This is a genomic window from Streptomyces hypolithicus, assembly GCF_052934925.1.
Map to the genome: position 1 here is coordinate 1,129,627 of NZ_CM128811.1, position 25,322 is coordinate 1,154,948.

Here is a 25,322-nt window from a genome sequence, read left to right on the forward strand (position 1 = left end):
CCGATTTGCTTGAGTCGATCGCTTCACGTCAAAGACGCTATCCCCTGCCACTGACAATGCGCCCCGGCACCGTCCTGACCTGTGGATAACTCTCGCAGGTTCACGGCCAGACCCCCATCAGAATGGATGTTCGATTTTGGTGTCAAGCGCAGCCCCACCACAGGCCCGGCGAAGCGTGACCGCCGTCGGTCAGGAGTCGCTGTCCGGGCCGGACGGCCGGCCCTTCGGGGTCTGCGGATGCGAAGGCTGCTCGTGCAGCGATCGCCGCATCCGCGCGAGGACCGACCTGCCGCGGCGGCGCTGACGCCGGCCGTGCACACGCGGATCGTCCGTCACGTCGTACCGCTTCACGTACGCACCGAGGAACGCCTGCAGTGTCGCGACCGCCGGAATGGCGATCAGCGCTCCGACGGCGCCCATCAGAGCTGTGCCCGCGACGACCGACCCGAAGGCCACCGCGGGGTGGATGTCGACTGTCTTCGCGGTCAGCTTGGGCTGCAGCACGTAGTTCTCGAACTGCTGGTAGACCACGACGAACCCGAGCACCCACAGCGCGTACCAGGGGTTGACGGTGAAGGCGATCAGTATCGGCAGCGCGCCCGCGAGATAGGTGCCGATCGTCGGGATGAACTGCGAGACGACCCCCACCCACACCGCGAGCGCGGGTGCGTACGGCACGTCGAGGATCAGCAGCAGGACGTAGTGCGCGGCCCCGGAGATGAGCGCCATCAGACCGCGTGAGTAGAGGTAGCCGCCGGTCTTGTCGACCGCGATCTCCCACGCGCGCAGCACCTCGGTCTGGCGGGCCGGCGGAAGCACGGAGCACAGGGCGCGGCGCAACCGTGGTCCGTCGGCCGCGAAGTAGAACGAGAACAGGAAGACGGTCAGCAGCTGGAACAGCCCTCCCAGCAACGTCGCCGACACGTCCAGGACGCCACTGGCGCTGTTCTGTACGTACCTGCGCAGCCAGTCGGACCTCAACAGGCTGTCCTGGACTTCCACCCGCGACAGTTCGGTGTGAAAGGTCTGATTGATCCACTCGATCACCGAGTCGAGGTACGTGGGGAAGTCCTCGACCATCTCGACGATCTGGCCGGCCAGCATCGACCCGAGCAGCACGACGAAGCCGATGCCCGCGACGAGCACCCCCATGGAGACCAGGAAGGTCGCCAGGCCGCGGCGCATTCCGCGGTGCGCCATCCGGCCGACCGCGGGCTCGATCGCCAGCGCCAGGAAGAAGGCGATCAGGATGTTGGTCAGCAGCCCTACGAGCTGATGGAACGCCCAGCTGCCGAGGAGGAAGCAGGCGTAGAGCGCCAGTGCGAGCACCATCGCGCGCGGCAGCCACGGGGGCATTCGGGCAGGTCCGCTCCGGTCCGTTGCCGCGGGCGGTGGGGCGGTGGGGGGTTGTTCGTGCCCGGCAGGCTCGTCAGTGGGTGCCACAGGGCCAGTCTGGCCCATGGCTGTGACATCGCGCCGGTCGCCCCTGCGGATCAGCGCTTGCCGGCAGGGACGTCCATCGCGGAACAGACGCCGCGCCAGACCTCTTTGGCGTCCCATCCCGCTGCCAGTGCCTCCTGCACCGTACGGCCTCCGAGTTCGGCCATCACATGGTCACGGGCGAAGGAATCGGCGTACGCCTCGCCGAAGTGGTCCGCCATCCGCTCCCAGAAAATCGTCAACCGCATCACTCCAGTATCGCGCTCCTGAGAGTGCAGACCGGTCCGAGTTGCTCGCCGGCGGCGCTTCGCGTTCTACGGTCGTTCCATGGCTGGATCTGGAGCATCCCCTCTCGCGCGAGCCGAGCAGTTCGTCTGGCTGACGGCCCGCGTCCTCGAACAGCGACGGTTCGCACACCACTTCCTCGGCGGCGACGCCGATGCGGTCGACACCGCGCTCGCCTCCTACCAGGGGCGGGACGGCGGCTACGGCCATGCCCTGGAACCGGATCTGCGCGGCCCGGTGAGCCAGCCGCTGCACACCGCTCACGCTCTGCGGGTGCTCGATTCCATCGGCCGCTGCGAGGGCCTGCGGGTGGAGCGGATGTGCAGATATCTGTCCGACGTGTCGACGCGGGAAGGGGCGCTGCCCGCCGTGCACCCGTCCCAGCGCGGCTATCCGGCGGCGCCCTTCGTGCCCGTCGTCGACGACCCGCCGAGCGATCTTCTGGCCACCGGGCCCGTGGCGGGGCTCCTGCACCGCAACGAGGTGTGGCACGCGTGGCTCTTCAGGGCGACCGATTTCTGCTGGGCCGCGGTCGAGTCGCTGGAGATCACGCATCCGTACGAGGTCCAAGCGGCGGTCGCCTTCCTGGACGGCGTGCCCGACCGGACGCGCGCCGAGACCGCCGCCGGCCGGCTCGGCCGCCTGGTGCGCGAGCAGCGGCTCGTGGTGCTCGATCCGGAGCGGGCCACCGAGCATCCGGTCGCTCCCGGGTACGCGCCGGGCGAGCACCATTTCGCGCACGACTACGCGCGGACGCCCGGCTCACTCGCCCGTGGCTGGTTCACGGACGAGGAGATGGACCGCTCGCTGGACTTCCTGGAGGCAGCCCAGCTCGCCGACGGCGGCTGGCCGATCCGCTGGCGCGAGTGGGCACCGGGGTCCGCACTGGAGTGGCGCCCGATCGTGACGATCGACGCGCTGCTGACGCTGCGGGCGTACGGGCGCCCCATCGGCTGATATGCGGCGAACCGCCCTCCCCCGGTTCAGCCGAGTGCGCGTACCCCTGCCGTGACGGCCACAGCGGCGCCGACCACGACGAGGAAGGGGGCGCGCAGGACGAGCGCGAGCGCTGCCGCGGCGAGTCCCGCGCCCCTGGCGTCCAGCGTCACGTGCTGACCGGTGCTGAAGGTCTGCTGTGCGGTGAGCGCCGCGAGCAGGGCAACCGGCAGCAGCACGGCCAGGCGTTTCACCAGCGGCCGCTCCAGTGCCGCGGCGGGCACCAGCAGGCCCATCAGTTTGACCAGGTAGCAGCCGACTGCCGTGGCGCCGATCGCGATCCAGACGCTCATCGGTCTCCCTCCTTCACGGTGAGGTCATTGGGGCCCGCAGTGCGCCCCTGCGCCCAGAGCACGGCGGGCGCGGCCAGCGCGGCGACAAGCACCGGCACCCCCGCGGGCAGCACCGGCAGCAGGCCGATGGCCAGCAGCACCGCGAGGCCGGCCACGGTGCGTTCCGCGGTGGTACGGAGCATGGGAGCCAGCAGCGCGAGGAAGACGGCGGGACTCGCGGCGTCCAGGCCCCAGGCATCGGTGTCGCCGATGGCCTCCGCCCCCAGTGCACCGACCAGGGTGGTGAGATTCCACAGCACGTACAGGCTCAGCCCGGTCACGGTGAAGCCGAGCAGGGCGCTGCGGCGCGTGGGCTGCGCGAGGGTCACCGCCGTCGTCTCATCGATCACCCAGTGGGCGGCGAAGGGGCGTACAAAACGCGGCAGGGCCAGCAACTGGGACAGTCGCAGTCCGTAGAACGCGTTGCGTACACCGAGGAAGAAGGCACCGGCGGCGGCGGTGAACGGATTGCCGCCCGCAGCGAGTGCGCCGACGAGGGCGAACTGTGATGCGCCGGTGAAGACGAGAAGGCTGAGCGCGCACGTCTGGAGCAGTGTGAGGCCCGCCCCCGCGGAGGTCACCCCGAACGCGAAGCCGGAGAGCCCCACGGCGACGCCGACGCCGAGGGCGTCACGGACCACGGCCCGGTCGGGTTTGAAGTGAGGTTGTGTGCGTATATCTGCGGATGCTGTCTGTTCTGCCACGCCCGGCACACTACGACCGGCCTGCGCCCTGGGTCTTGTACGTTCTTGCGCGCTCCCGCTACGTTCTCGCGCGCTCCCGCTGGTAGGCGCCGGGCGGCACGCCGACGATCCGGCTGAAGTGCCGGTTCAGGTGCGGCTGGTCGGTGAAGCCGACCGTGGCGGCGGCCTCCGCGGGAGCCGTCCCGGCCTCCAGGAGCTGCCGTGCGCTGCGCACACGCGCGTTGGTGAGCCAGGTGTGCGGAGGCATGCCGTACGCCGCCTTGAACGCACGCAGGAGCGCGAAGGGACCAGTCCCGAGTTCGTGCGCGAGCTGTTCCAGGGAAGGTGGCTCAGCCATGCGCTCTTCGAGCAGGCCCCTGGCGAGAGCGGCCGTGCGCGCTCCGGAGGCGACCGGCGTACGCGCGGGCAGACTCCGCCCGTGACGGTGCAGTAGTCGGGCGACCGCGATCCGCAGCAGGCTGTCTGCTGCCAGCGCGTTGCCCTCTTCCGCCGCCCGGTGCACGGCGCGGATGAGCAGCGCCGTGTCCGCGTCGTCGACGATGGTCTCGGCGAAACCGGCCGTTCCCGTGAGGCCGGTCGTCTCCTCGGCGATGCCCGCGACCACCTGCGCCGACGGATAGAGGGTGGCGTACGACCAGCCTTCGGGCACTCCGGCTCGGGCGGAGTGCGGGACCTCCGGATTGATCATGACGACGGTGCCGGGGCGGGCCCTGATGACGCCGTCCGGCATCACGACGTCCTCGATGCCGCGGAACACCGCGCCGAAGACGAACCCCTCATGGCTGTGGCGCGAGAAGGAGTGGCGCACATAGCGGGCCCGCAGCAGATCGAGTCCCGGCACGCCCGGGTACTGCCAGTGCCGGGCCCACTCCTTCTCGCCGGCCCGAGCCCCTCCGGCCCCTTCCACCTCTTCGGCCTCGCCTGCCCCGCCCAGCGCTTCGGCCTCTCCTGCCCCGTCCTCCGATGCCGCCATACAGCCATTGTGCTCCGTCCCACGCAACGCTGACCTGCGCGTCCATGTCCCGAAGACCCGTTGTCAGTGGTGGGGTGCACGATGGGGGACATGGCCAGGACTGCGCTCGACGCCTTCTCCCCCGCGACCCGCGCCTGGTTCGCGGGTGCCTTCAGCACGCCCACCGCGGCGCAGGAAGGCGCCTGGCAAGCCATCGGCGAGGGCTCGGACGTCCTGGTCGTGGCCCCGACCGGCTCCGGCAAGACCCTGGCGGCCTTCCTGGCGGCGCTCGACGACCTGGCGTCCAAGCCGCCGCCCGCGGAGCCGAGGAAGCGCTGCCGGGTGCTGTATGTGTCGCCGCTCAAGGCGCTCGCCGTGGATGTCGAGCGCAATCTCCGCAGCCCCCTGACCGGCATCCGTCAGGAGGCCGTGAGACTGGGGCTGCCCGAGCCCGAGGTCCGGGTCGGCATCCGTTCCGGCGACACCCCGGCCGCCGAGCGCCGCTCACTGGCGACCAAGCCGCCGGACATCCTCATCACGACGCCCGAGTCGCTGTTCCTGATGCTCACATCGTCCGCGTGTGATTCCCTGGCCGGCGTCGAGACGGTGATCCTGGACGAGGTGCACGCCGTCGCGGGGACCAAGCGCGGTGCGCATCTCGCCGTATCCCTGGAGCGACTGGACGAGCTGCTGCCGCGACCGGCCCGCCGGATCGGCCTGTCGGCGACGGTCAGGCCGGTGGATGAAGTCGCACGTTTCCTTTCGCCGCAGCGCAGGGCGGCGATCGTCCAGCCGCCTTCGGGCAAGGAGTTCGACCTGTCGGTGGTCGTTCCGGTCGAGGACCTGGGCGAGTTGGGCGGCGCCCCCGCCAAGGAGAACGACGCGGGAGACAAGCCGTCCATCTGGCCGCATGTGGAAGAGCGCATCGCCGACCTCATCCAGGCCCACCGCTCGACGATCGTCTTCGTGAACTCGCGCCGTCTCGCCGAGCGGCTGTGCAACCGCCTCAACGAGATCGCCTACGAACGGGCCACGGGCGAGCCCATGCCGGATGATCAATCCCCTGCCGAGATCATGGCTCAGGCGGGCGGCGCGAAGGGAGCGCCCGCGCTGCTCGCCCGCGCCCACCACGGCTCGGTCTCCAAGGAGCAGCGCGCCCAGGTCGAGGAGGACCTCAAGGCCGGCCGGCTGCCCGCCGTCGTCGCCACCTCCAGCCTGGAGCTCGGCATCGACATGGGCGCGGTGGACCTCGTCGTACAGGTCGAGTCGCCTCCGTCCGTCGCTTCCGGTCTCCAGCGGGTCGGCCGGGCCGGCCACCAGGTCGGCGCGGTGTCGACCGGCGTCGTCTTCCCGAAGTACCGGGGCGACCTCGTGCAGTCGGCCGTCGTCACCGAGCGCATGCGCAGCGGCTCCATCGAGGCCCTGCGCATCCCCGCCAACCCGCTGGACGTGCTGGCGCAGCAGCTCGTCGCCATGGTTTCCCTCGACACATGGCAGGCCGACGACCTGCTCACCGCGGTGCGCCGCGCCGCCCCGTTCGCCTCGCTCCCCGAATCCGCCTTCACGGCGGTCCTCGACATGCTCGCCGGGCGCTATCCGTCCGACGCGTTCGCCGAGCTCCGCCCCCGGGTGGTCTGGGACCGCATCGCCGGTACGGTCACGGGCCGCCCGGGCGCTCAGCGTCTCGCCGTCACCTCCGGCGGCACCATTCCCGATCGCGGTCTCTTCGGCGTCTTCCTCGCCGGAGCCGATCCCAAGAAGGGCGGCGGCCGCGTCGGCGAGCTCGACGAGGAGATGGTCTACGAATCACGGGTCGGCGATGTCTTCACTCTCGGCACCACCTCCTGGCGGATCGAGGACATCACCCGCGACCGTGTGCTGGTCTCCCCGGCCCCCGGCGTGCCGGGCCGCCTGCCGTTCTGGAAGGGCGACCAGCTGGGCCGCCCACTCGAACTGGGCCGGGCCCTCGGCGCCTTCCTGCGCGAAGTCGGATCACTCACAGCCGAGGCTGCCCGGCTGCGCCTGTCCGCCGCCGGGCTGGACACCTGGGCCGCCGACAATGTTTTGTCCTACCTGGACGAGCAGCGCCGCGCCGCCGGCCACGTTCCGGATGACCGCACCATCGTGGTGGAGCGGTTCCGCGACGAGCTGGGCGACTGGCGCGTCGTCATCCACTCTCCCTTCGGCGCCCAGGTACACGCACCCTGGGCGCTGGCCCTCGGCACCCGCCTCACCGAGCGGTACGGCATGGACGCCCAGGTCATGCACGCCGACGACGGCATCGTGCTGCGCCTGCCCGACGCCGACCTGATGGGTCTCGACCTCCTCGACGGCGAGCCCTCCCACCCAACAGCCGCGTTCGACAGCGACCAGGCCCCGCTCGGGGCCGCGGACATCGCCTTCGACAAGGGCGAGGTCAACCAGATCGTCACCGACCAGGTGGGGAGCTCCGCGCTCTTCGCCGCCCGTTTCCGCGAGTGCGCCGCGCGTGCGCTGCTTCTCCCCCGCCGCAGCCCCGGCAAGCGCACCCCGCTGTGGCAGCAGCGTCAGCGCGCGTCGCAGCTCCTCCAGGTCGCCTCGGAGTTCGGATCGTTCCCGATCGTTCTCGAAGCCGTGCGGGAGTGCCTCCAGGACGTCTTCGACGTGCCCGGACTCACCGAGCTCATGGGCGATATCGAGTCCCGACGCGTCCGGCTGGTGGAGGTCACCACCCCCGAGCCGTCCCCCTTCGCCCGTTCCCTCCTCTTCGGGTACGTCGCCCAGTTCCTGTACGAGGGCGATTCGCCCCTCGCCGAGCGTCGCGCAGCCGCCCTCTCCCTGGACTCCCGGCTCCTCGCCGAACTGCTCGGCCAGGCCGAGTTGCGCGAACTGCTGGACGCAGACGCCCTGACCGAGCTGGAGCAGGAACTGCAGTGGCTCACCGAAGACCGCCGTATCAAGGACATCGAGGGCGTCGCCGACCTGCTGCGTGTTCTGGGTCCCCTCACGAACACCGAACTGGCGGCCCGGGGCGCCGAACCCGGGTGGGCCGAGGCTCTGGCCGCCGCCCGGCGCGCCATCCGGGTCCGTATCGCGGGGGCCGATCACTGGGCGGCGGTCGAGGACGCGGGCCGTCTGCGCGACGCCCTCGGCACGGCGCTTCCCGTAGGCGTACCCGAAGCGTTCACCGAACCGGTGAAGGATCCGCTCGGCGACCTTCTGGCCCGTTTCGCCCGCACCCACGGCCCGTTCACATCCGCCGCGGCCGCCGCCCGCTTCGGCCTGGGCGCGGCGGTCACGGACGGCGGCCTGCAACGCCTCGCCGCCTCCGGCCGCGTCGTACAGGGCGAGTTCCACCCGGCGGGCATCGGCCAGGAATGGTGCGACGCCACGGTCCTGCGCCGGCTGAGGCGACGGTCGCTCGCCGCCCTGCGCCAGGAGCTGGAGCCGGTACCCCCGACCGCACTCGCCACGTTCCTGCCCCAGTGGCAGCACCTGGGCAACAACAGTCTGCGCGGCATCGACGGGCTGGTACGCGCCGTCGAGCAGATGCAGGGAGCCTCCGTTCCCGCCTCCGCGCTGGAAAAGCTGGTGCTGCCCTCCCGCGTCGCGGGGTACAGACCGTCGATGCTCGACGAACTCACCACCACCGGCGAAGTCCTGTGGGCCGGATCGGGCGCGCTCCCCGGCAAGGACGGCTGGGTCTCCCTCTACCTCGCCGACGCGGCGCCCCTGCTTCTCCCCCAGCCACATCCGCTCGAACTCACCGCTCTCCACGAGTCCGTGCTGACCACACTTTCCGGTGGGTACGGGCTGTTCTTCCGCCAGATCGCCGACCAGGTCCGTGCCACCACTCACCCCGACTGCACCGATCCACAACTGGCCGATGCCCTGTGGGACCTGTCGTGGTCGGGACGCCTGACCAACGACACCCTCGCCCCGCTCCGTTCGCTCCTGGGATCCGGCCGTACAGCGGGCTCGACCGCCCACCGCGCCAAACGCACCGTGCCGCGCGGTCGTTACGGCACTCTCAGCGCGGCCGCCCGCCCCGCTTCCCGCACCGGGCCTCCCACGGTCTCGGGCCGCTGGTCCCTGCTGCCCGCCCACGAACCCGACCCGACCCATCGGGCCCACGCACTGGCCCGCACCCTGCTGGACCGGCACGGAGTGGTCACCCGCGGTGCGGTCGCCGCCGAAGGGGTCGAGGGCGGCTTCTCGGCCACCTACCGCATCCTCGCCGCGTTCGAGGACAGCGGGCAGGCACGGCGGGGGTACGTCGTGGAGGGCCTCGGCGCCGCACAGTTCGCGATGGACGGCGCCGTGGACCGGCTGCGTGCGGCAGCCACCGCCCGCGAGCGCGGCGACTCCGACACCCCGAACCGCGCACTGGTCCTGGCGGCGGCCGACCCGGCCAACGCGTACGGCGCGGCGCTGCCCTGGCCCGAACCGCCAGCCGAAGCGGGCCACAAACCGGGGCGCAAAGCGGGCGCCCTGGTCGTCCTCGTCGACGGCGAGCTGACCCTCTACATGGAGCGCGGCGGGAAAACGCTGCTCGCCTGGCCCACCGATCCGGACGATCCCTCGGCCTCCGACCCCCGGCTCACCACGGCGGCCGAGGCCCTGGCCGCGGCAGCCAAGCAGGGCGCCCTGGGCACGGTCACCGTGGAACGCACCAACGGCGCACCCGCGTTGACGTCCCCTCTCGGCAAGTCCCTGGAAGCGGCGGGTTTCCACCCCACCCCCAGGGGCCTTCGTCTGCGCCCCTGAGACCCACCGGCCTGCGCCCCCGAGCGCCCCTGACACCACCGGCCTGCGCCCCCGAACGCCGGCCACCGCGCATCATGGATGCCATGCCCGAAGGAGACTCCGTCTGGCAGGCGGCCCACCGTCTGCACACCGCTTTCGCGGGACACATCCTCACCCGCTCCGACCTCCGCGTCCCCCGCTTCGCCACCGCCGACCTGACCGGCCGCACCGTCCTGGACGTCACCCCCCGCGGCAAGCACCTCCTCGCCCGCATCGAGGGCGGCCTGACCCTCCACTCCCACCTGCGCATGGACGGTGCTTGGCGGATCTACGCCGCCGGCGACCGCTGGCACGGCGGACCCGCGCACCAGATCCGTGCCATCCTCGCCACCGACCAGTACACCGCCGTGGGCTACCGCCTTCCCGTACTCGAACTCCTTCGGACGCCGGACGAAGCGCAGGCAGTTGGCCACCTCGGCCCCGACCTGCTCGGCCCCGACTGGGACGCCGACGAGGCACTCCGCCGGCTCCTCGCCGACCCAGCCCGCCCCCTGGGCGAGGCGCTGCTCGACCAGCGCAACCTCGCCGGCATCGGCAACGTCTACAAGTCCGAGCTGTGCTTCCTCGCCCGCGCCACCCCCTGGCTGCCCGTCGGGGACCTCCCCGCCCCCGAGCCCCTCGTCGGCGCCGCCCAGCGCCTCCTGAAGGCCAACCGGGACCACCCGCACCGCCGCCGTACGACGCTGCGCGCCTTCAGTGCACCTCTGTACGTCTACGGCCGCAACGGCCGCCCCTGCCTGCGATGCGGAAGCACCGTGCGCCTCGCCGAGCAGGGCGACGGCGCCCGCGCCCGCCCGACCTACTGGTGCCCGCGGTGTCAGCTGGGCCCAACGCCCTGACCCAGGCCCTCCCCAGGCCCCGGATCCCGGCGGCGCATCACCCGCCTCCAGCGCTTCGGGTCGACCCCCGCGGCAGCCGCCGAGACCGCATGGACCGGTAGCAGGCTCAGCCCCCAGCCGCCCGCCACGACCGTCCCCTCCACCACTCCCGCCTCCCCCGGCTGGAGCACCAGTCGCAGCACGGCCCACCACCACACCCCGCCCCCGCCCAGCACGACGGCCACCGTCGCCGCACGTCCGCAGAAGAAGTTACGCAACGCCACGGCTGCCTCCTCCAACCGACGAATCCGACGCTAACCGGGCCCCTCAGCCGGCGGGAGGGCGCACCGGAAGCACAAGGGCGCGCGCGCAGGGGCGCACTCTGTCGTTACGCGCTCTCCGCCTGGAACATCCACGCGTGCTTTTCAAGGTCCGCCGTGAGACCGATGATGATGTCCTGCGTCACCGGGTCGGCATCGCCCGTCGCGGCAATCCGCTCGCGCATCCGCCCGGCCACCACCCCGAGCCCGTCCACCAGGATCCGTACGGCGTCCACGTCCGGAATCCACCCCGACGGCACCTCACGTATCGCGGTGGCCCCCGCCACGGTCGCCGACCGCCCGTCCGGATTGACCCCCAGCGCAGAGGCCCGCTCGGCGACCGTGTCGGAATGCAGCCGCGCCGTGGTCACCACGTCGTCCAGCTGCAGGTGTACGGACCTGAACCGCGGACCCACGACGTTCCAGTGAACCTGCTTGGCCACCAGGGACAGGTCCACCAGGTCCACGAGCGCGCCTTGCAGGGCCTCGCCGACCACCTTCAGATCCGCCTCGGGCAGGGTGCTCTTCACGACAGACATCCGTGTCCTCCTCAGGACTCAGCAACGTGACGTTCAACAGCCCCACCACCATGGCACAAATGACCCAAAACGGTCACATGAACGAACGAAAGAGCCCCGGCGGTCCCTCAGGACCCACCGGGGCTCTCACACGCTTCGGACTACGCCGCGATCGCCGTCATCGCGGTCACGCAGCCACCACATCCGCGGGCGCCTTGATCGTCACCCGCCCCCGTGGCACACCTGCCACCGACGTAACCGAAACGGAGTTGAGCCTCGGGCGGACCGGTGGCCGCACCGGCTCGCTCGCCGCCGACTCCGCCAGCTCAGCCAGGGACAACTCATCACTCACTTCGCGCATGAGCTCGGACATCCGTACGTCAAGCGCGTCGCAGATAGCGGAGAGCAGCTCGGAAGATGCCTCCTTCTGCCCCCGCTCCACCTCGGATAGATAGCCGAGTGAGACTCGGGCGGACGAGGAGACTTCGCGCAGAGTACGGCCCTGGCGCTGGCGCTGCCGACGCAGCACGTCACCAAGCAGGCGACGGAGCAGAATCATCGGTGGCTCCCTCCTCGGACCGCGTAGCCGCATCCTTCACGCCCCACCGTACCGCCTCGCGCTGCGGCCGTGCGGGGAGCGATGTCGTGTTCACTCAGGGCTGCAAACATCCATTCCCCCCGTTCTGTTCCGTATCCTGTGCCCGCGCATTTTCGTTCAGTTCGCCAAGGAGCAGAGTCAATACGCTGCGTACACTCTCTCTACGGATTTCCGCCCGGTCCCCGTTCAACCTCAAATGGACGACCTTCCCGCCGCCGCCCGGCCCCGCGACCGCCACGAACACCGTCCCCACCGGCTGCCCGTCCTGTGTGTCCGGCCCCGCGACCCCCGTGGTCGAGACGCCCCAGTCGGCCCCGAGTACGCGCCGCGCCCCGGTCGCCATCTGCCGCGCCACCTCCGGATCGACGGCCCCGCACTGCTCCAGCAGTACTCCGTCGACGCCCAGGATGTCCCGCTTGAGCTCGGTGGCGTACGCCGTGCAGGAGCCCCGGAAGGCCCGGGAGGCGCCGGGAACCGCCGTCAGCTCAGCGGCCACGAGGCCTCCGGTGAGCGATTCGGCCACAACGAGCGATTCTCCCCGCCCGGCCAGCAGCTCCAGTACCTCCGCCGCGACCGGCCGAACTTCCGCGACCGACGGGACTTCGCCGGCGGCGTCCGTCACCGGGACGACTCCGCGGCGATCCCGGCCCGCCGCAGCACCACGGCCTGCCGCACGTAGTCCAGACCGGTGGCCACCGTCAGCACGACCGCCGCCGCCATGACCCAGAACCGCAGAGTGGCGAGCGGCCCCGTCAGCGCCAGTACGTACATCCCGACCGCCACGCCCTGCGTCAGCGTCTTCATCTTGCCGCCGCGACTGGCCGGAATAACCCCGTGCCTGATCACCCAGAAACGCAGCGCCGTGATGCCCAGCTCGCGGAAGAGGATCACCCCGGTCACCCACCACGGCAGATCGCCGAGCCACGACAGACAGATCAGCGCGGCGCCCATGATCGCCTTGTCGGCGATGGGGTCCGCGATCTTCCCGAAGTCGGTGACCAGGTTGTACGTCCGGGCCAGATGGCCGTCGAAAATATCGGTGATCATCGCGACGGCGAAGGCCGCCCACGCCCAGGCCCGCCAGGCCGGGTCGTATCCGCCGTCCTGGAGCATCAGCATCACGAAGCCGGGCACGAGGACCAGCCGCATCATGGTCAGGATGTTCGCGATGTTCCACAGACTGGCCTGGTTGACGGCCGCGGCGCCCAGCTTGCCCCCCGGCGGCGCCGGTGCGGGACCGGTTCCGCCGGCGGCGGATGCCGGGACTCCGGTCATCTGCCTGCCTCCTCACCGGGGGTCTGGGAGCGGCCCCCCAGCAGACCGCAGGGTTCCGCCACCAGGTCCACGCCTTCGGTGGCGACCACCTTGGCCTCGACGATACGACCGACGGTCAGCCCCTGGCTCGTCGTGAACACCACCTGGCCGTCCGTCTCGGGGGCCTGGTGCGCCGCCCGGCCCACCGCACCGTCCTCGCCGTCGACCGACTCGACCAGCACCTCGACGCTCTCGCCCAGCCGCTCCTCGGCGCGCTGGCTGGTCAGCTCGTCGGCCAGCCGCGAGATGTGCTCCAGACGCGCGGCGATGACGTCGGCGTCCAGCTTGTTCGCGTACGTGACCGCCTCGGTGCCGTCCTCGTCGGAGTAGCCGAAGACGCCGATCGCATCGAGCCTCGCGCCGGTGAGGAAGCGCTCCAGCTCGCCGAGGTCCGCCTCGCTCTCACCGGGGAAGCCGACGATGAAGTTGGACCGCACACCGGCCTGCGGCGCCTTGCCGCGGATCGTCTCCAGCAGCTCCAGGAAGCGGTCGGTGTCACCGAAGCGCCGCATCGAGCGCAGCACCCCGGCGGCCGAGTGCTGGAAGGACAGGTCGAAGTACGGCGCGATCTTCGGCGTGGACGTGAGGACGTCGATCAGTCCCGGCCGCATCTCGGCGGGCTGCAGGTAGCTGACCCGTACCCGCTCGATGCCGTCGACCTCGGCCAGCTCGGGCAGCAGCGTCTCGAGCAGCCGGATGTCGCCGAGGTCCTTGCCGTAGGACGTGTTGTTCTCGGAGACCAGCATGACCTCCTTGACGCCCTGCTCGGCCAGCCAGCGCGTCTCCGCCAGTACGTCCGAGGGCCGCCGCGAGATGAACGATCCGCGGAAGGAGGGAATGGCGCAGAAGGAGCACCGCCGGTCGCACCCGGAAGCGAGCTTCACGGACGCCACCGGGCTGTTCCCGAGACGCTGCCGCAGCGGGGCGCGCGGTCCCGAGGCAGGAGCGACGCCGGCCGGGAGGTCGTCCGGCGGAGTGTCCTGCGCGTGCCCGGGCAGCGCCACGTCGGAGGCGTCCTGGCGCTCGGCGGGGCTGATGGGCAGCAGCTTGCGGCGGTCGCGGGGGGTGTGGGAGGCGTGGATGCCGCCGTTGAGGATGGTTTGGAGGCGGTCGGAGATGTCGGCGTAGTCGTCGAATCCGAGTACGCCGTCAGCCTCGGGCAGCGCTTCCGCGAGTTCCTTGCCGTACCGCTCGGCCATGCAGCCCACGGCGACGACGGCCCGGGTCTTGCCGTGATCCTTCAGATCATTGGCTTCGAGCAGGGCGTCGACGGAGTCCTTCTTGGCGGCCTCGACGAACCCGCAGGTGTTGACGACAGCGACGTCCGCGTCCGAGGCGTCCTCAACGAGGTGCCAGCCGTCCGCTGCCAAGCGGCCTGCCAGCTCCTCCGAGTCCACCTCATTACGGGCGCAGCCAAGAGTGACAAGGGCGACGGTGCGGCGTTCGGGCATGGGCTCAAGACTACTTTGTCCCGGCGCGCGCCCCCGCCGCGAGGGTTGCACCCGCCTGTCCGCGCGCGTTCACGCCCCCTTTCCCGGTTGCGAACCCGGTCGGCAAAGGGGGCGTGAGGGTGAGGTCGACCGGCTCTCAGCCGGCTTCGGGGTCACCCTTCGTGTAGGTCAGCCGCTCGACCTGGCCGGCCTGGAATTTCTCCCCGACCTCCTTGCCGTTCACGAACAGCTGCATCGCCCCGGCATCGCCGAGCACGAGGTCGATCTTCTGCTTGTCGGTGAACGTCTTGGACTCGCCCTTGAGCAGCAGCCCGTCGAAGAGGAGCCGCCCGTTGTGGTCCTTGGCCGAGATCCAGCTCTTGCGGTCCTTGGCGGTGAGCGCGACCGTCACCTGGTCCCGCGGGGCAGCCGCGATGGCACTGTCCGACGGGTCAGGCTTGGGGTCGGCCGGCTTGGTCGGGGTGGGCTTCGTGCCGGGCTTGGTGGAGGTGGGCGCGGTTCCTTCGGCCACATCTGTGGAGCCGCCGCTGTCGCCGCCGTTGAAGAGGGTGAAGCCGACGAAACCGACGACGGCGACGATCGCGGCCACCATGGCCGCGGTCCAGTTGGGCCGGCGCCGCTCGGGACGGATGCGTTCCGCTTCGAAGAGCGGAGCCGCCGGGGTGGGCGCGGGACGGCCGCCGTGCGCGGCGTCGTACTGCTCGATCAGTGCTTCCGGATCGACACCGACGGCGCGCGCGAGCGTACGGACGTGTCCGCGTGCGTAGACATCGCCGCCGCAGCGGCTGAAGTCGTCCTGCTCGATCGCGTGCACGATGGGGATGCGCACCCGGGTCGAGCTGCTGACCTCGTCGACCGTCAGACCTGAGGCGATGCGGGCCTGCTGGAGGACCGTGCCGATCGAGGGCCGGTTGTCTTCGCCGTCTTCGGTCGAAGGCCGGTCTTCTTCGGGAGAGTTGCCGATGGACACGGGTGTGCCTTTCGAGCGTGAGCCACCTGCTGGAGGTTCAGTCTAGGGGTGGTACGAAAGGGTGGGGCAACCGGGAGGGCTGATGTTGTACGCCATCGGAAGCGCCTGGCGGCCCGGCCCGAAGGACCGGTGGTGGGACCATCTGTCTTCCCTCCCCTCAACTGGACGTACGAACAACAGAAACAGTTGCTCGCGCTTCTCTTACGGGTGAGAATCCCCGCGAATGACCGCAAGCATTTCATCTAGTTCGTCCGGTTTTACCAGTACGTCGCGCGCCTTGGAGCCCTCGGTCGGTCCGACGATGTTGCGCGATTCCATCAGGTCCATAAGCCTGCCCGCCTTCGCGAAACCGACACGCAGCTTGCGCTGAAGCATCGAGGTCGAGCCGAACTGGGTGGACACCACGAGCTCGGCCGCCTGGCACAGAAGGTCCAGGTCATCGCCGATGTCCTCGTCGACCTCCTTCTTCTTCGCCGTCCCCACTACGACGTCCTCGCGGAAGACCGGCGCCATCTGGTCCTTGCAGTGCTGGACGATCGCCGCGACCTCGTCCTCCGTCACGAACGCGCCCTGCATACGGGTCGGCTTGTTCGCGCCCATCGGCAGGAAGAGCCCGTCACCCTTGCCGATCAGTTTCTCTGCGCCCGGCTGGTCGAGGATGACCCGGCTGTCCGCCAGCGACGAGGTGGCGAAGGCCAGCCGCGAGGGCACATTCGCCTTGATGAGACCGGTGACGACGTCCACCGACGGACGCTGCGTGGCGAGCACCAGATGAATTCCCGCGGCGCGGGCCAACTGGGTGATGCGGACGATCGAGTCCTCCACATCGCGCGGCGCGACCATCATCAGGTCCGCCAGCTCGTCGACGATCACCAGCAGGTAGGGGTACGGCGACAGCTCCCGCTCACTGCCCTCGGGGAGCTTGACCTTGCCGCTGCGTACGGCCTGGTTGAAGTCGTCGATGTGCCGGTAGCCGTACGCCGCCAGGTCGTCGTAGCGCAGGTCCATTTCGCGTACGACCCACTGGAGCGCCTCGGCGGCCCGCTTCGGGTTGGTGATGATCGGGGTGATCAGGTGCGGGATGCCCTCGTACGCGGTGAGCTCGACCCGCTTGGGGTCGACCAGCACCATCCGTACGTCCTCCGGGGTGGCCCGCACCATGACCGAGGTGATCAGACAGTTGATGCACGACGACTTGCCCGAGCCCGTCGCTCCGGCGACCAGCACGTGCGGCATCTTCGCGAGGTTGGCCATCACATAGCCGCCCTCGACGTCCTTGCCGAGCGCGACCAGCATCGGATGGTCGTCCTCGGCCGCGTCGGCGAGGCGCAGGACATCACCGAGGTTGACCATCTCGCGGTCCGTGTTGGGGATCTCGATGCCGACGGCGGACTTGCCGGGGATGGGGCTGATGATGCGTACGTCCGGACTGGCGACGGCGTACGCGATGTTCTTGGCCAGCGCGGTGATCCGCTCGACCTTGACGGCCGGGCCCAGCTCCACCTCGTAGCGGGTGACCGTCGGCCCCCGGGTGAAACCGGTGACCGCCGCGTCGACCTTGAACTCGGTGAAGACCGTGGTCAGCGAGGCGACGATGGCATCGTTGGCCGCGCTGCGCGTCTTGCCGGGGCCGCCGCGCTCCAGCAGGTCCAGTGACGGCAAGGAGTACGTGATGTCACCGGCGAGCCGGAGCTGCTCGGCGCGGGGCGGCAGCGGCTGCGAGGTCTCCGGGTGCGCCTTGGTCAGGTCGGCGACCTTCGAACCCCTGGCAGGCGCCGGATCGGCAGAGGGCCCGGCAGGGTCGGGTTCGGCCGCGGCCCCGGCCTTCTGCTTGCCGGCACCCCCGCGCGCCGTGGGCACGGACGCGGGGCGCTCAGTGGAGACCCCCTGCGTCAGGTCGGCGACGAGCGCCGAGGGCGGCAGCCCGTTGAGTACGGCGCCGTCCAGCGCGGCAGCTGCGGCCGCGGCCACATCCACCGGGTCCATGCCCCGCGCGGCGGCCGGCCGCGGGGAGGCCCGGCGGGGGCGGCGCCGGGTGGGCGCCGCCTCTTCGTACTCCTCGTCGTAGTCCGGGTCGTAGTCCCCGGGCGCCTGGCTGCGACGGCCGGGCGAGCGGCGCCCGCCGGCCGGGAGTGAGTCGCGCCACTGCTCGTCGTACCGCTCGTCGTCGTATTCCTCAGCGTCCTCGCCCTCCGGCGGCGCGGCGACGACTCCCAGCTTGATGCCGAGCCCGCGCAGACGCTGCGGGATGGCGTTGACCGGTGTGGCGGTGACGACCAGCAGCCCGAAGACCGTCACCAGCAGCAGCAGGGGTACGGCGAGGACGCTGCCCATGGTGAAGATCAGCGGTGTGGACGCGGCCCAGCCGATCAGGCCGCCCGCGTCCTGCATCGCCTCCGCGCCGTCCGTGCGCCCAGGCGAACCGCACGCGACATGGACCTGCCCGAGCACACCGACGACGAGGGCCGAGAGTCCGATGACGATGCGCCCGTTGGCCTCGGGCCTCTCCGGATGCAGGATCAGCCGCACCGCGATGACACCGAGCAGTATCGGCACCAGCAGATCGAGCCGCCCGAAGGCACTGGTGACCAGCATTTCGACGAGATCACCGACCGGACCGCGCAGCTGCGTCCAGGTACCGGCGGCGACGATCAGCGCGAGACCCAGCAGCATCAGGGCGAGCCCGTCCTTGCGGTGGGCCGGGTCGAGCCCCTTCGCGCCCCGCCCCACGCCCCGCAGCAGCGCGCCCACTCCGTGCGCGAGCCCCAGCCACAGGGCGCGCAGGAGCCGATACACGCCCCCGGTAGGAGAGGGCGCGGCTTTCGGCGCGGGCCGGGCACCGGTCTTCTTGGCGGGCGCCCGCTTCGCAGGCACCTTGTGCACGGGTTTCACCGGCGCGGCCCTCTTCACCGCGGCCTTCTTCGCGGGCGCCGCTTTCTTCGCGACACCGGTGGTACGGCCGGCCCGCGGCTTCGCGGTGCCCGCCGTGCCCTGGGAACCCTTGCCGGACGTACGTGAGGCCATGGGGGTGAGGTTACCGGTGTGAGCGCGGACGGACACGTGTGCCCACCGCTTCACCCGTTCGTGTCGTGCCGGTCGTGCCGCGAGGGGCACGGGGACTGACACTGCCTCACACCGCGGCGGCCGCGCCCGGCTCGGGCACGCTCAGCCCTGCAAAGGGAACGGCGGCGCAGCGCCGCTGGTGCCCGGTTCGAGCGCGTCGAGGGCCCTGCGCAGGCCGGTCAGCTTGCGCTCGAGGTGCGCGGCTGTGGCGACGGCCCCGGCATCGGCGGACTCGTCGTCGAGTTGCTTCGAAAGCGCTTCCGCCTGCTCCTCAACCGCCGCGAGGCGCGCGGACAGTTCGGCGAGCAGGCCCGCCGGCTCCTTCGTGTCGCCCACGCCGCCGGTATGGCCGCCGCCCTCCAGCTGGAGGCGCAGCAGGGCTGCCTGCTCACGCAGTTGGCAGTTCTTCATGTACAGCTCGACGAAGACCGAGACTTTGGCTCGCAGCACCCAGGGGTCGAACGGCTTCGAGATGTAGTCCACAGCGCCCGCAGCGTACCCACGGAAGGTGTGGTGCGGGCCGTGGTTGATCGCGGTGAGAAAGATGATCGGGATGTCCCGGGTCCGTTCCCGCCGCTTGATGTGGGCCGCGGTCTCGAAACCGTCCATCCCCGGCATCTGAACGTCCAGCAGGATGACCGCGAAGTCGTCCGTCAGCAGCGCTTTGAGCGCTTCCTCCCCCGACGATGCCCGTACCAGTGTCTGATCCAGCGCCGAGAGGATGGCCTCCAGCGCCAACAGATTCTCCGGCCGGTCATCGACCAGAAGGATCTTGGCCTTCTGCACCATGGCCCGCCCTCCTCGCCCCGGCAGTGCGCCGGGCGCCGCCCCAGGGGACGACTCTCTTGCGTCGTCCGTCCTTGTGCCGGTCATGGTAGCCGCACCCCGCCTGTCGCCACACCCTGTCACTGCGATGTCACTGTGCACGTAGCAAAAACGCAGTGGGAGACCAGAAGGTTCCCCGGTTGCCCCGGCCTCACACGCCTTCGGCCACAGTCAGTCAGCAACATGCCGCGTTTCGCACAGCAATCGGTCACTCCCCACGCATCCATTGCTCCATCACAGAGAGCAAATGGTCAGGATCGACCGGCTTCGTAACGTAGTCGGAAGCGCCGGACTCGATGGCCTTCTCCCGGTCGCCCTTCATCGCCTTCGCCGTCAACGCGATGATGGGCAGTCCGGCGAACTGGGGCATCCTGCGGATCGCCGTGGTCGTCGCATAGCCGTCCATCTCCGGCATCATGATGTCCATCAGTACGACCGTCACATCGTCGTGCTGCTCCAGGACTTCGATGCCCTCGCGGCCGTTCTCCGCGTACAGTACCGAGAGCCCGTGCTGCTCCAGCACACTGGTGAGCGCGAAGACGTTGCGGATGTCGTCGTCGACGATCAGCACCTTCTCGCTGTCGAACATGATGCCGCGGCGAACCTCGGGCGCGACCGTCTCCTGCCCGCCCGCGGCCCAGGATTCCTGACCCGTCTGCGACGGCGCAGGCTCCTGCACACCGGCCCCGGCCGGTGTGCTCTGCGCGCCTTGCCCCGGCTGGCCGACCTGCCCCGGCAGCGCGGTCCGCTGCTGAGCCGTCCCCAGCGCCTTGCGGCGCCGCCGGAACAGCCCCGCCGGCCCGGTCTGCGGATCGGACGGCAGCCGCCGCGGACCACCGCCGTCGCCCTGCGGACCGGCATCGGCCTGCGGGGCGTCGTCCGCCGCGCTGCCGCGCAGCGGCTCGATGCCCCCGGGTGCGAGCTGCGGGTAGCCCTGCGGGGGCAGTTCGCTCGGGTGCAGCGGCAGGTAGAGCGTGAACGTCGAGCCCCGGCCCGGCTCGCTCGCCGCGTGGATCTCGCCACCCAGCAGCCTGGCGATCTCCCGGCTGATGGACAGGCCGAGTCCGGTGCCTCCGTACTTCCTGCTGGTCGTCCCGTCGGCCTGCTTGAACGCCTCGAAGATCACCCGCATCTTGCCGGACGCGATCCCGATGCCCGTGTCGGTCACCGAGAAGGCGATCAGATCCGCGTCGGCGTCACGCAGCGACCCGGCCTCCAGCAGCTGCTCCCTGATGGCGTTCGGTACGTCGGAGTTGGCCGGCCTGATCACAAGTTCGACGGCGCCCGTGTCGGTGAACTTCACCGCGTTGGACAGCAGATTGCGCAGTACCTGCAACAGCCGCTGCTCGTCGGTGTGCAGCGTCGCGGGCAGCTCCGGCGAGACCCGTACCGAGAAGTCGAGACCCTTCTCCGCGGTGAGCGGCCTGAACGTCGCCTCGACGTAGTCGACGAGCTGGACCAGTGCGATCCGGGTAGGGCTGACGTCCATCTTGCCCGCCTCGACCTTGGACAGGTCGAGGATGTCGTTGATCAGCTGGAGCAGGTCGGAACCCGCCCCGTGGATCGTCTCCGCGAACTCCACCTGCTTCGGGGAGAGATTGCCCTCCGCGTTGTCGGCCAGCAACTTGGCCAGGATGAGCAGCGAGTTGAGCGGCGTACGCAGCTCGTGCGACATGTTGGCCAGGAACTCGGACTTATAGCGCATCGAGACCGCGAGCTGCTCGGCCCGCTCCTCCAGAACCTGCCTGGCCTCTTCGATCTCGGTGTTCTTGACCTCGATGTCCCGGTTCTGCTGGGCCAGCAGCTCGGCCTTCTCCTCCAGTTCGGCGTTGGACTCCTGCAGCGCCTTCTGCCGGTTCTCCAACTCCTCGGACCGCTCCCGCAGTTGCTCGGTCAGCTCCTGCGACTGCTCCAGCAGCACCTCGGTCTTCGTATTGACACTGATGGTGTTGACGCTCGTCGCGATCATCTCGGCGATCTGGTTCAGGAAGTCCTTCTGGATCTGAGTGAAGGGCTGGAACGACGCCAGCTCGATCACCCCGAGAACCTGCCCCTCGAAGAGCACCGGCAGCACGATCACATGCGCCGGCGGGGCTTCACCGAGACCGGAGGAGATCTTGAGATACCCCGGCGGCACGTTGTCCACCAGGATGGTGCGCTTCTCCTCCGCCGCCGTCCCGATGAGCGTCTCACCGGGCCGGAAGGACGTCGGCATGGAACCCGCCGAGTAGCCGTAGCTACCGCGCATGCGCAGCTCGTACGAACTGTCCTCGGCCGCCCCCACCTCGGAGGCCGCCGCCCGCCCCGCCATGGCCAGGAAGAAGGCGCCGTGCTGCGCCGAGACCACCGGCGTGAGCTCGCTCATGATCAGCGAGGCCACGTCGTCGAGGTCGCGGCGACCCTGCATCAGACCGGAGATACGGGCCAGGTTGCCCTTCAGCCAGTCCTGCTCCTTGTTGGCGAGGGTGGTGTCACGCAGGTTGGCGATCATCGTGTTGATGTTGTCCTGGAGGACCTGGATCTCGCCCGCCGCATCCACGTCGATCTTCAGATTGAGATCGCCGCGGGTCACCGCCGTGGCGACGGCCGCGATGGCGCGCACCTGCCGGGTCAGGTTCCCGGCCATCTCGTTCACGGACTCGGTCAGATCGCGCCAGGTGCCGTCCACATCCCGTACGCGCGCCTGGCCGCCCAGCATGCCGTCCGTACCCACTTCACGGGCGACCCGGGTGACCTGGTCCGCGAACGACGACAGCTGGTCGACCATCGTGTTGATCGTGGTCTTGAGTTCCAGGATCTCGCCCCGCGCATCGATGTCGATCTTCTTGGTCAGGTCTCCCTTCGCGATGGCGGTCGTGACCATGGCGATCTGGCGGACCTGACCGGTCAGGTTGGACGCCATCGAGTTCACCGACTCGGTGAGGTCCTTCCACGTGCCGGAGACGCCGGGGACGCGCGCCTGGCCGCCGAGTTCGCCCTCCGTACCCACCTCACGGGCCACCCGCGTCACCTCGTCGGCGAACGAGGACAGCGTCGTCACCATGGTGTTGACCGTGTCGGCGAGCTGCGCGACCTCGCCGCGAGCCTCGACCGTCACCTTCTTCGTCAGATCGCCGTTGGCGACCGCCGCCGAGACCTGCGAGATGTTGCGCACCTGCGAGGTGAGGTTGTTGGCCATCAGGTTGACGTTGTCGCTGAGGTCCTTCCAGATGCCGGTCACACCGCGCACCCGGGCCTGCCCGCCGAGGATGCCCTCGGTACCCACCTCACGGGCGACCCTCGTCACCTCGTCGGCGAACGAGGACAGCTGGTCGACCATCGTGTTGACGGTCGTCACCAGCTCCAGGATCTCGCCCTTGGCGTCGACGGTGATCTTCTTCGACAGATCGCCCCTGGCGACGGCCGTGGTGACCTCGGCGATGTTGCGCACCTGGGAGGTCAGGTTGTTCGCCATGAAGTTGACGGACTGGGTGAGGTCCTTCCACGTACCGCTGACACCCTGCACCTCGGCCTGGCCGCCGAGGATGCCCTCGGTGCCGACCTCGCGGGCCACCCTCGTCACCTGCTCGGCGAAGTTCGACAGCTGGTCGACCATCGTGTTGAGGGTGTTCTTCAGCTCCAGGATCTCGCCACGCGCGTCCACGTCGATCTTCTGCGACAGGTCACCACGGGCCACCGCCGTCGCGACCTGCGCGATGTTGCGCACCTGCGCGGTGAGGTTGCCGGCCATGCCGTTCACGGAGTCGGTCAGATCCCGCCACACGCCGGCCACGCCGGGCACCTGCGCCTGACCGCCGAGGCGGCCGTCCGTACCCACCCCGCGGGCGACCCGCGTCACCTGGTCGGCGAACGACGACAGCTGGTCGACCATCGTATTGATGGTGTTCTTCAGCTCCAGGATCTCGCCACGCGCGTCCACGTCGATCTTCTGCGACAGGTCACCACGGGCCACCGCCGTCGTCACCTGCGCGATCTGGCGCACCTGAGACGTCAGGTTCCCCGCCATGAAGTTGACGGAGTCGGTCAGTTCCTTCCAGGTGCCGCTCACGCCGTCCACCCGCGCCTGACCACCGAGTTGGCCCTCCGTACCCACGTCACGCGCCATCTGCGTCACCTGGTCGGCGAACGACGACAGCTGGTCGACCATCGTGTTGACGGTGTTCTTCAGCTCCAGCATCTCGCCGGACACATCGACGGTGACCTTCTGCGACAGATCACCGTTGGCGACAGCCGTCGTGACCTGGGCGATGTTGCGCACCTGCCCGGTGAGGTTCCTGAAGGCCGTGTTGACGGAATCTGTCAGGTCCTTCCAGGTGCCCGCCGCGCCCGGCACCTGCGCCTGACCGCCCAGCAACCCCTCCACGCCGACCTCGCGGGCCACACGCGTCACTTCGGAACCGAAGGACTGGAGTTGGTCCACCATCGTGTTGACGGTGTTCTTCAGCTCCAGCATCTCGCCCGCGACGTCGACGGTGACCTTCTGCGTCATGTCACCGTTGGCCACCGCCGTCGTGACCTGCGCGATGTCGCGCACCTGCGTCGTCAGGTTACGGAAGACCGTGTTGACGGAGTCCGTCAGATCCTTCCAGGTGCCCGCCGCGCCCGGCACCTGCGCCTGGCCGCCGAGCAGGCCCTCGCCGCCGACCTCGCTCGCCACCCGGGTGACCTCGTCCGCGAACGTACGCAGCGTCTCGGTCATCTGGTTGATGGTCTCCGCGAGCTGGGCGACCTCACCGCGCGCACTCACCGTGACCTTGCGTGACAGATCGCCGTTGGCGACCGCCGTCGTGACCTCCGCGATGCCGCGCACCTGGGCCGTCAGGTTCCCGGCCATCAGGTTCACCGAGTCGGTGAGGTCCTTCCACACGCCCGCCACCCCGGGCACCTGCGCCTGACCGCCCAGCTCGCCCTCGGTGCCCACCTCGCGGGCGACACGGGTCACCTCGGAGGAGAACGACGACAGCTGGTCGACCATCGTGTTGACGGTGTTCTTCAGCTGGAGCATCTCACCGGCCACATGCACGGTGACCTTGCGTGACAGATCGCCCTTGGCGACCGCGGTCGTGACGAGAGCAATGTCACGCACCTGCGCCGTCAGCCGGTACGCCATGGTGTTGACGGAATCCGTCAGATCTTTCCACGATCCGGACATACCACGCACCTGGGCCTGGCCGCCCAGTTTGCCCTCGGTACCGACCTCGAGCGCGACCCGCGTGACCTCGTCCGTGAACGCCGAAAGCTGGTCGACCAGGTTGTTGACCGTACGGCCGACCTTCAGGAACTCACCGCGCAGCGGGTGGCCCGCCCCCTCGGCGCTCTCCGGCCCCTGCGCCCGCAGCTCCATCCGCTGGTCCAGATCGCCGTCCGCGACCGCGGACAGCACCCGGCCGACCTCGGAAACAGGCCGCGCCAGGTCGTCCACCAGCGCGTTCGACGCATCGATGGCGGTGGCCCAGGAACCCTCGCAGGCCCCCGTCTCCAGCCGTTCGGCCAGCTTGCCTTCCTTGCCCACCATGCGCCGTACACGGGCGATCTCACCGGTCAGGTGCAGGTTGCGGTCGGCGACCTCGTTGAAGACAGCGGCGATCTCGGTCATCACCCCGTCGCCCGAGACGGTCAGGCGTTTACGGAAATTGCCGTCCCGCATCGTCACCAGTGCGGCCAGCAGCCTGTTCAGGGCCGCCGTGTCCACTTCGGTCGTCCCATTGCTCCGGGACCGTCCGCCTCTTGCGCGCGTGCTCGTGCTCCGCGCGGCTGCGCCAGACTCCACCGTGTCCCTCCCGCAGGGGTTGACCGTTCTCACCGAAGCTTCTCGCGAAGCCTGCCCCCAGTGTTTCACCATGGTTGAACCAGGCCATAACAGTTCGGCAGCTTCGCACACCCCTCCCCGGACTCCCGGGCGGGAAACACTGGTGACCGGCATCCACGTGGAGGGCGAAGGTAAGTAACCT

Annotated in this window: 18 protein-coding genes; 3 read left to right on the plus strand and 15 right to left on the minus strand. The window is 69.9% G+C overall.

All coding sequences use genetic code 11. The annotated features are described in order from the left end of the window. Window positions 1–189: 189 nt before the first annotated feature. Window positions 190–1,356, minus strand: coding sequence for an AI-2E family transporter (locus ACU6WZ_RS05205; protein ID WP_447031936.1), 1,167 nt, complete (start codon window positions 1,354–1,356; stop codon window positions 190–192). Window positions 1,357–1,493: 137 nt separating this feature from the next. Continuing rightward, window positions 1,494–1,688, minus strand: coding sequence for a DUF3046 domain-containing protein (locus ACU6WZ_RS05210; RefSeq protein ID WP_447031937.1), 195 nt, complete (start codon window positions 1,686–1,688; stop codon window positions 1,494–1,496). A gap of 79 nt (window positions 1,689–1,767) precedes the next feature. Between ACU6WZ_RS05210 and ACU6WZ_RS05215 the strand changes: the two genes are divergently transcribed. Beyond that, window positions 1,768–2,682: a hypothetical protein gene (locus ACU6WZ_RS05215; protein ID WP_447031938.1), complete on the plus strand. Its 915-nt coding sequence runs from the start codon at window positions 1,768–1,770 to the stop codon at window positions 2,680–2,682. Between the two features lie 26 nt (window positions 2,683–2,708). Here the strand turns inward: ACU6WZ_RS05215 and ACU6WZ_RS05220 are convergent, their stop codons facing one another. Genes ACU6WZ_RS05220 through ACU6WZ_RS05230 form a run of 3 tightly spaced genes read right to left on the minus strand, consistent with a single transcriptional unit; the run spans window position 2,709 to window position 4,730 of the window. After that, window positions 2,709–3,014 carry an AzlD domain-containing protein gene (locus ACU6WZ_RS05220; RefSeq protein WP_447031939.1) on the minus strand — a complete coding sequence of 102 codons (306 nt, stop codon included), beginning with the start codon at window positions 3,012–3,014 and terminating at the stop codon, window positions 2,709–2,711. Continuing rightward, complete coding sequence (locus tag ACU6WZ_RS05225) at window positions 3,011–3,757, minus strand: AzlC family ABC transporter permease (RefSeq protein ID WP_447031940.1); 747 nt, start codon at window positions 3,755–3,757, stop codon at window positions 3,011–3,013. Before ACU6WZ_RS05225 ends, ACU6WZ_RS05220 begins: the two co-directional genes overlap by 4 nt. 58 nt (window positions 3,758–3,815) lie before the next feature. Next, window positions 3,816–4,730: an AraC family transcriptional regulator gene (locus tag ACU6WZ_RS05230; protein WP_447031941.1), complete on the minus strand. Its 915-nt coding sequence runs from the start codon at window positions 4,728–4,730 to the stop codon at window positions 3,816–3,818. Between the two features lie 90 nt (window positions 4,731–4,820). Here ACU6WZ_RS05230 and ACU6WZ_RS05235 point away from each other — a divergent pair, with 90 nt between their 5' ends. After that, window positions 4,821–9,455, plus strand: a complete 4,635-nt coding sequence (locus tag ACU6WZ_RS05235) for an ATP-dependent helicase (RefSeq protein ID WP_447031942.1) — start codon at window positions 4,821–4,823, stop codon at window positions 9,453–9,455. Window positions 9,456–9,538: 83 nt separating this feature from the next. Continuing rightward, window positions 9,539–10,333, plus strand: coding sequence for an Fpg/Nei family DNA glycosylase (locus ACU6WZ_RS05240; RefSeq protein ID WP_447031943.1), 795 nt, complete (start codon window positions 9,539–9,541; stop codon window positions 10,331–10,333). On the opposite strand, the gene ACU6WZ_RS05245 is transcribed toward ACU6WZ_RS05240, so the two are convergent. From ACU6WZ_RS05245 to ACU6WZ_RS05290, 10 genes are all read right to left on the minus strand, one after another. Continuing rightward, complete coding sequence (locus tag ACU6WZ_RS05245; protein ID WP_447031944.1) at window positions 10,312–10,596, minus strand: hypothetical protein; 285 nt, start codon at window positions 10,594–10,596, stop codon at window positions 10,312–10,314. The two genes, ACU6WZ_RS05240 and ACU6WZ_RS05245, sit on opposite strands and share 22 nt — an antisense overlap. A gap of 104 nt (window positions 10,597–10,700) precedes the next feature. Next, window positions 10,701–11,171 (minus strand): Dps family protein, encoded by a 471-nt coding sequence (locus ACU6WZ_RS05250; protein ID WP_447031945.1) that lies wholly within the window; start codon window positions 11,169–11,171, stop codon window positions 10,701–10,703. 166 nt (window positions 11,172–11,337) lie between these two features. Continuing rightward, window positions 11,338–11,709 carry a helix-turn-helix domain-containing protein gene (locus tag ACU6WZ_RS05255; protein WP_447031946.1) on the minus strand — a complete coding sequence of 124 codons (372 nt, stop codon included), beginning with the start codon at window positions 11,707–11,709 and terminating at the stop codon, window positions 11,338–11,340. Between the two features lie 94 nt (window positions 11,710–11,803). Further along, on the minus strand, window positions 11,804–12,370 hold the full coding sequence (locus ACU6WZ_RS05260; protein WP_447031947.1) for a CinA family protein: 567 nt from the start codon (window positions 12,368–12,370) through the stop codon (window positions 11,804–11,806). Next, window positions 12,367–13,023, minus strand: a complete 657-nt coding sequence (gene pgsA, locus ACU6WZ_RS05265) for a CDP-diacylglycerol--glycerol-3-phosphate 3-phosphatidyltransferase (RefSeq protein ID WP_447031948.1) — start codon at window positions 13,021–13,023, stop codon at window positions 12,367–12,369. The genes ACU6WZ_RS05260 and pgsA overlap by 4 nt, the downstream gene beginning before the upstream one ends. Continuing rightward, on the minus strand, window positions 13,020–14,513 hold the full coding sequence (gene rimO / locus ACU6WZ_RS05270; RefSeq protein ID WP_447031949.1) for a 30S ribosomal protein S12 methylthiotransferase RimO: 1,494 nt from the start codon (window positions 14,511–14,513) through the stop codon (window positions 13,020–13,022). The genes pgsA and rimO overlap by 4 nt, the downstream gene beginning before the upstream one ends. Window positions 14,514–14,649: 136 nt before the next feature. Further along, a complete protein-coding gene (locus tag ACU6WZ_RS05275; RefSeq protein ID WP_447031950.1) occupies window positions 14,650–15,483 on the minus strand; it encodes a helix-turn-helix domain-containing protein in 834 nt (277 codons plus the stop codon). Window positions 15,484–15,684: 201 nt separating this feature from the next. Continuing rightward, a complete protein-coding gene (locus ACU6WZ_RS05280) occupies window positions 15,685–18,507 on the minus strand; it encodes a DNA translocase FtsK (RefSeq protein WP_447031952.1) in 2,823 nt (940 codons plus the stop codon). A 141-nt stretch (window positions 18,508–18,648) separates the two neighbouring features. Continuing rightward, complete coding sequence (locus tag ACU6WZ_RS05285; RefSeq protein ID WP_447031953.1) at window positions 18,649–19,335, minus strand: response regulator; 687 nt, start codon at window positions 19,333–19,335, stop codon at window positions 18,649–18,651. A 244-nt stretch (window positions 19,336–19,579) separates the two neighbouring features. Further along, on the minus strand, window positions 19,580–25,141 hold the full coding sequence (locus tag ACU6WZ_RS05290) for a HAMP domain-containing protein (RefSeq protein ID WP_447031954.1): 5,562 nt from the start codon (window positions 25,139–25,141) through the stop codon (window positions 19,580–19,582). Between the last annotated feature and the right edge of the window lie 181 nt (window positions 25,142–25,322).

Excerpts from the sequence above, each read along its gene's own strand:
- ACU6WZ_RS05220 (WP_447031939.1), bottom strand. The coding sequence starts at position 3,014 with ATGAGCGTCTGGATCGCGATCGGCGCCACGGCAGTCGGCTGCTACCTG.
- ACU6WZ_RS05205 (WP_447031936.1), bottom strand. The coding sequence starts at position 1,356 with ATGCCCCCGTGGCTGCCGCGCGCGATGGTGCTCGCACTGGCGCTCTAC.
- ACU6WZ_RS05255 (WP_447031946.1), bottom strand. The coding sequence starts at position 11,709 with ATGATTCTGCTCCGTCGCCTGCTTGGTGACGTGCTGCGTCGGCAGCGC.
- rimO (WP_447031949.1), bottom strand. The coding sequence starts at position 14,513 with ATGCCCGAACGCCGCACCGTCGCCCTTGTCACTCTTGGCTGCGCCCGT.
- ACU6WZ_RS05240 (WP_447031943.1), top strand. The coding sequence starts at position 9,539 with ATGCCCGAAGGAGACTCCGTCTGGCAGGCGGCCCACCGTCTGCACACC.
- ACU6WZ_RS05285 (WP_447031953.1), bottom strand. The coding sequence starts at position 19,335 with ATGGTGCAGAAGGCCAAGATCCTTCTGGTCGATGACCGGCCGGAGAAT.
- ACU6WZ_RS05215 (WP_447031938.1), top strand. The coding sequence starts at position 1,768 with ATGGCTGGATCTGGAGCATCCCCTCTCGCGCGAGCCGAGCAGTTCGTC.
- ACU6WZ_RS05230 (WP_447031941.1), bottom strand. The coding sequence starts at position 4,730 with ATGGCGGCATCGGAGGACGGGGCAGGAGAGGCCGAAGCGCTGGGCGGG.
- ACU6WZ_RS05210 (WP_447031937.1), bottom strand. The coding sequence starts at position 1,688 with ATGCGGTTGACGATTTTCTGGGAGCGGATGGCGGACCACTTCGGCGAG.
- ACU6WZ_RS05235 (WP_447031942.1), top strand. The coding sequence starts at position 4,821 with ATGGCCAGGACTGCGCTCGACGCCTTCTCCCCCGCGACCCGCGCCTGG.
- pgsA (WP_447031948.1), bottom strand. The coding sequence starts at position 13,023 with ATGACCGGAGTCCCGGCATCCGCCGCCGGCGGAACCGGTCCCGCACCG.
- ACU6WZ_RS05250 (WP_447031945.1), bottom strand. The coding sequence starts at position 11,171 with ATGTCTGTCGTGAAGAGCACCCTGCCCGAGGCGGATCTGAAGGTGGTC.
- ACU6WZ_RS05280 (WP_447031952.1), bottom strand. The coding sequence starts at position 18,507 with ATGGCCTCACGTACGTCCGGCAAGGGTTCCCAGGGCACGGCGGGCACC.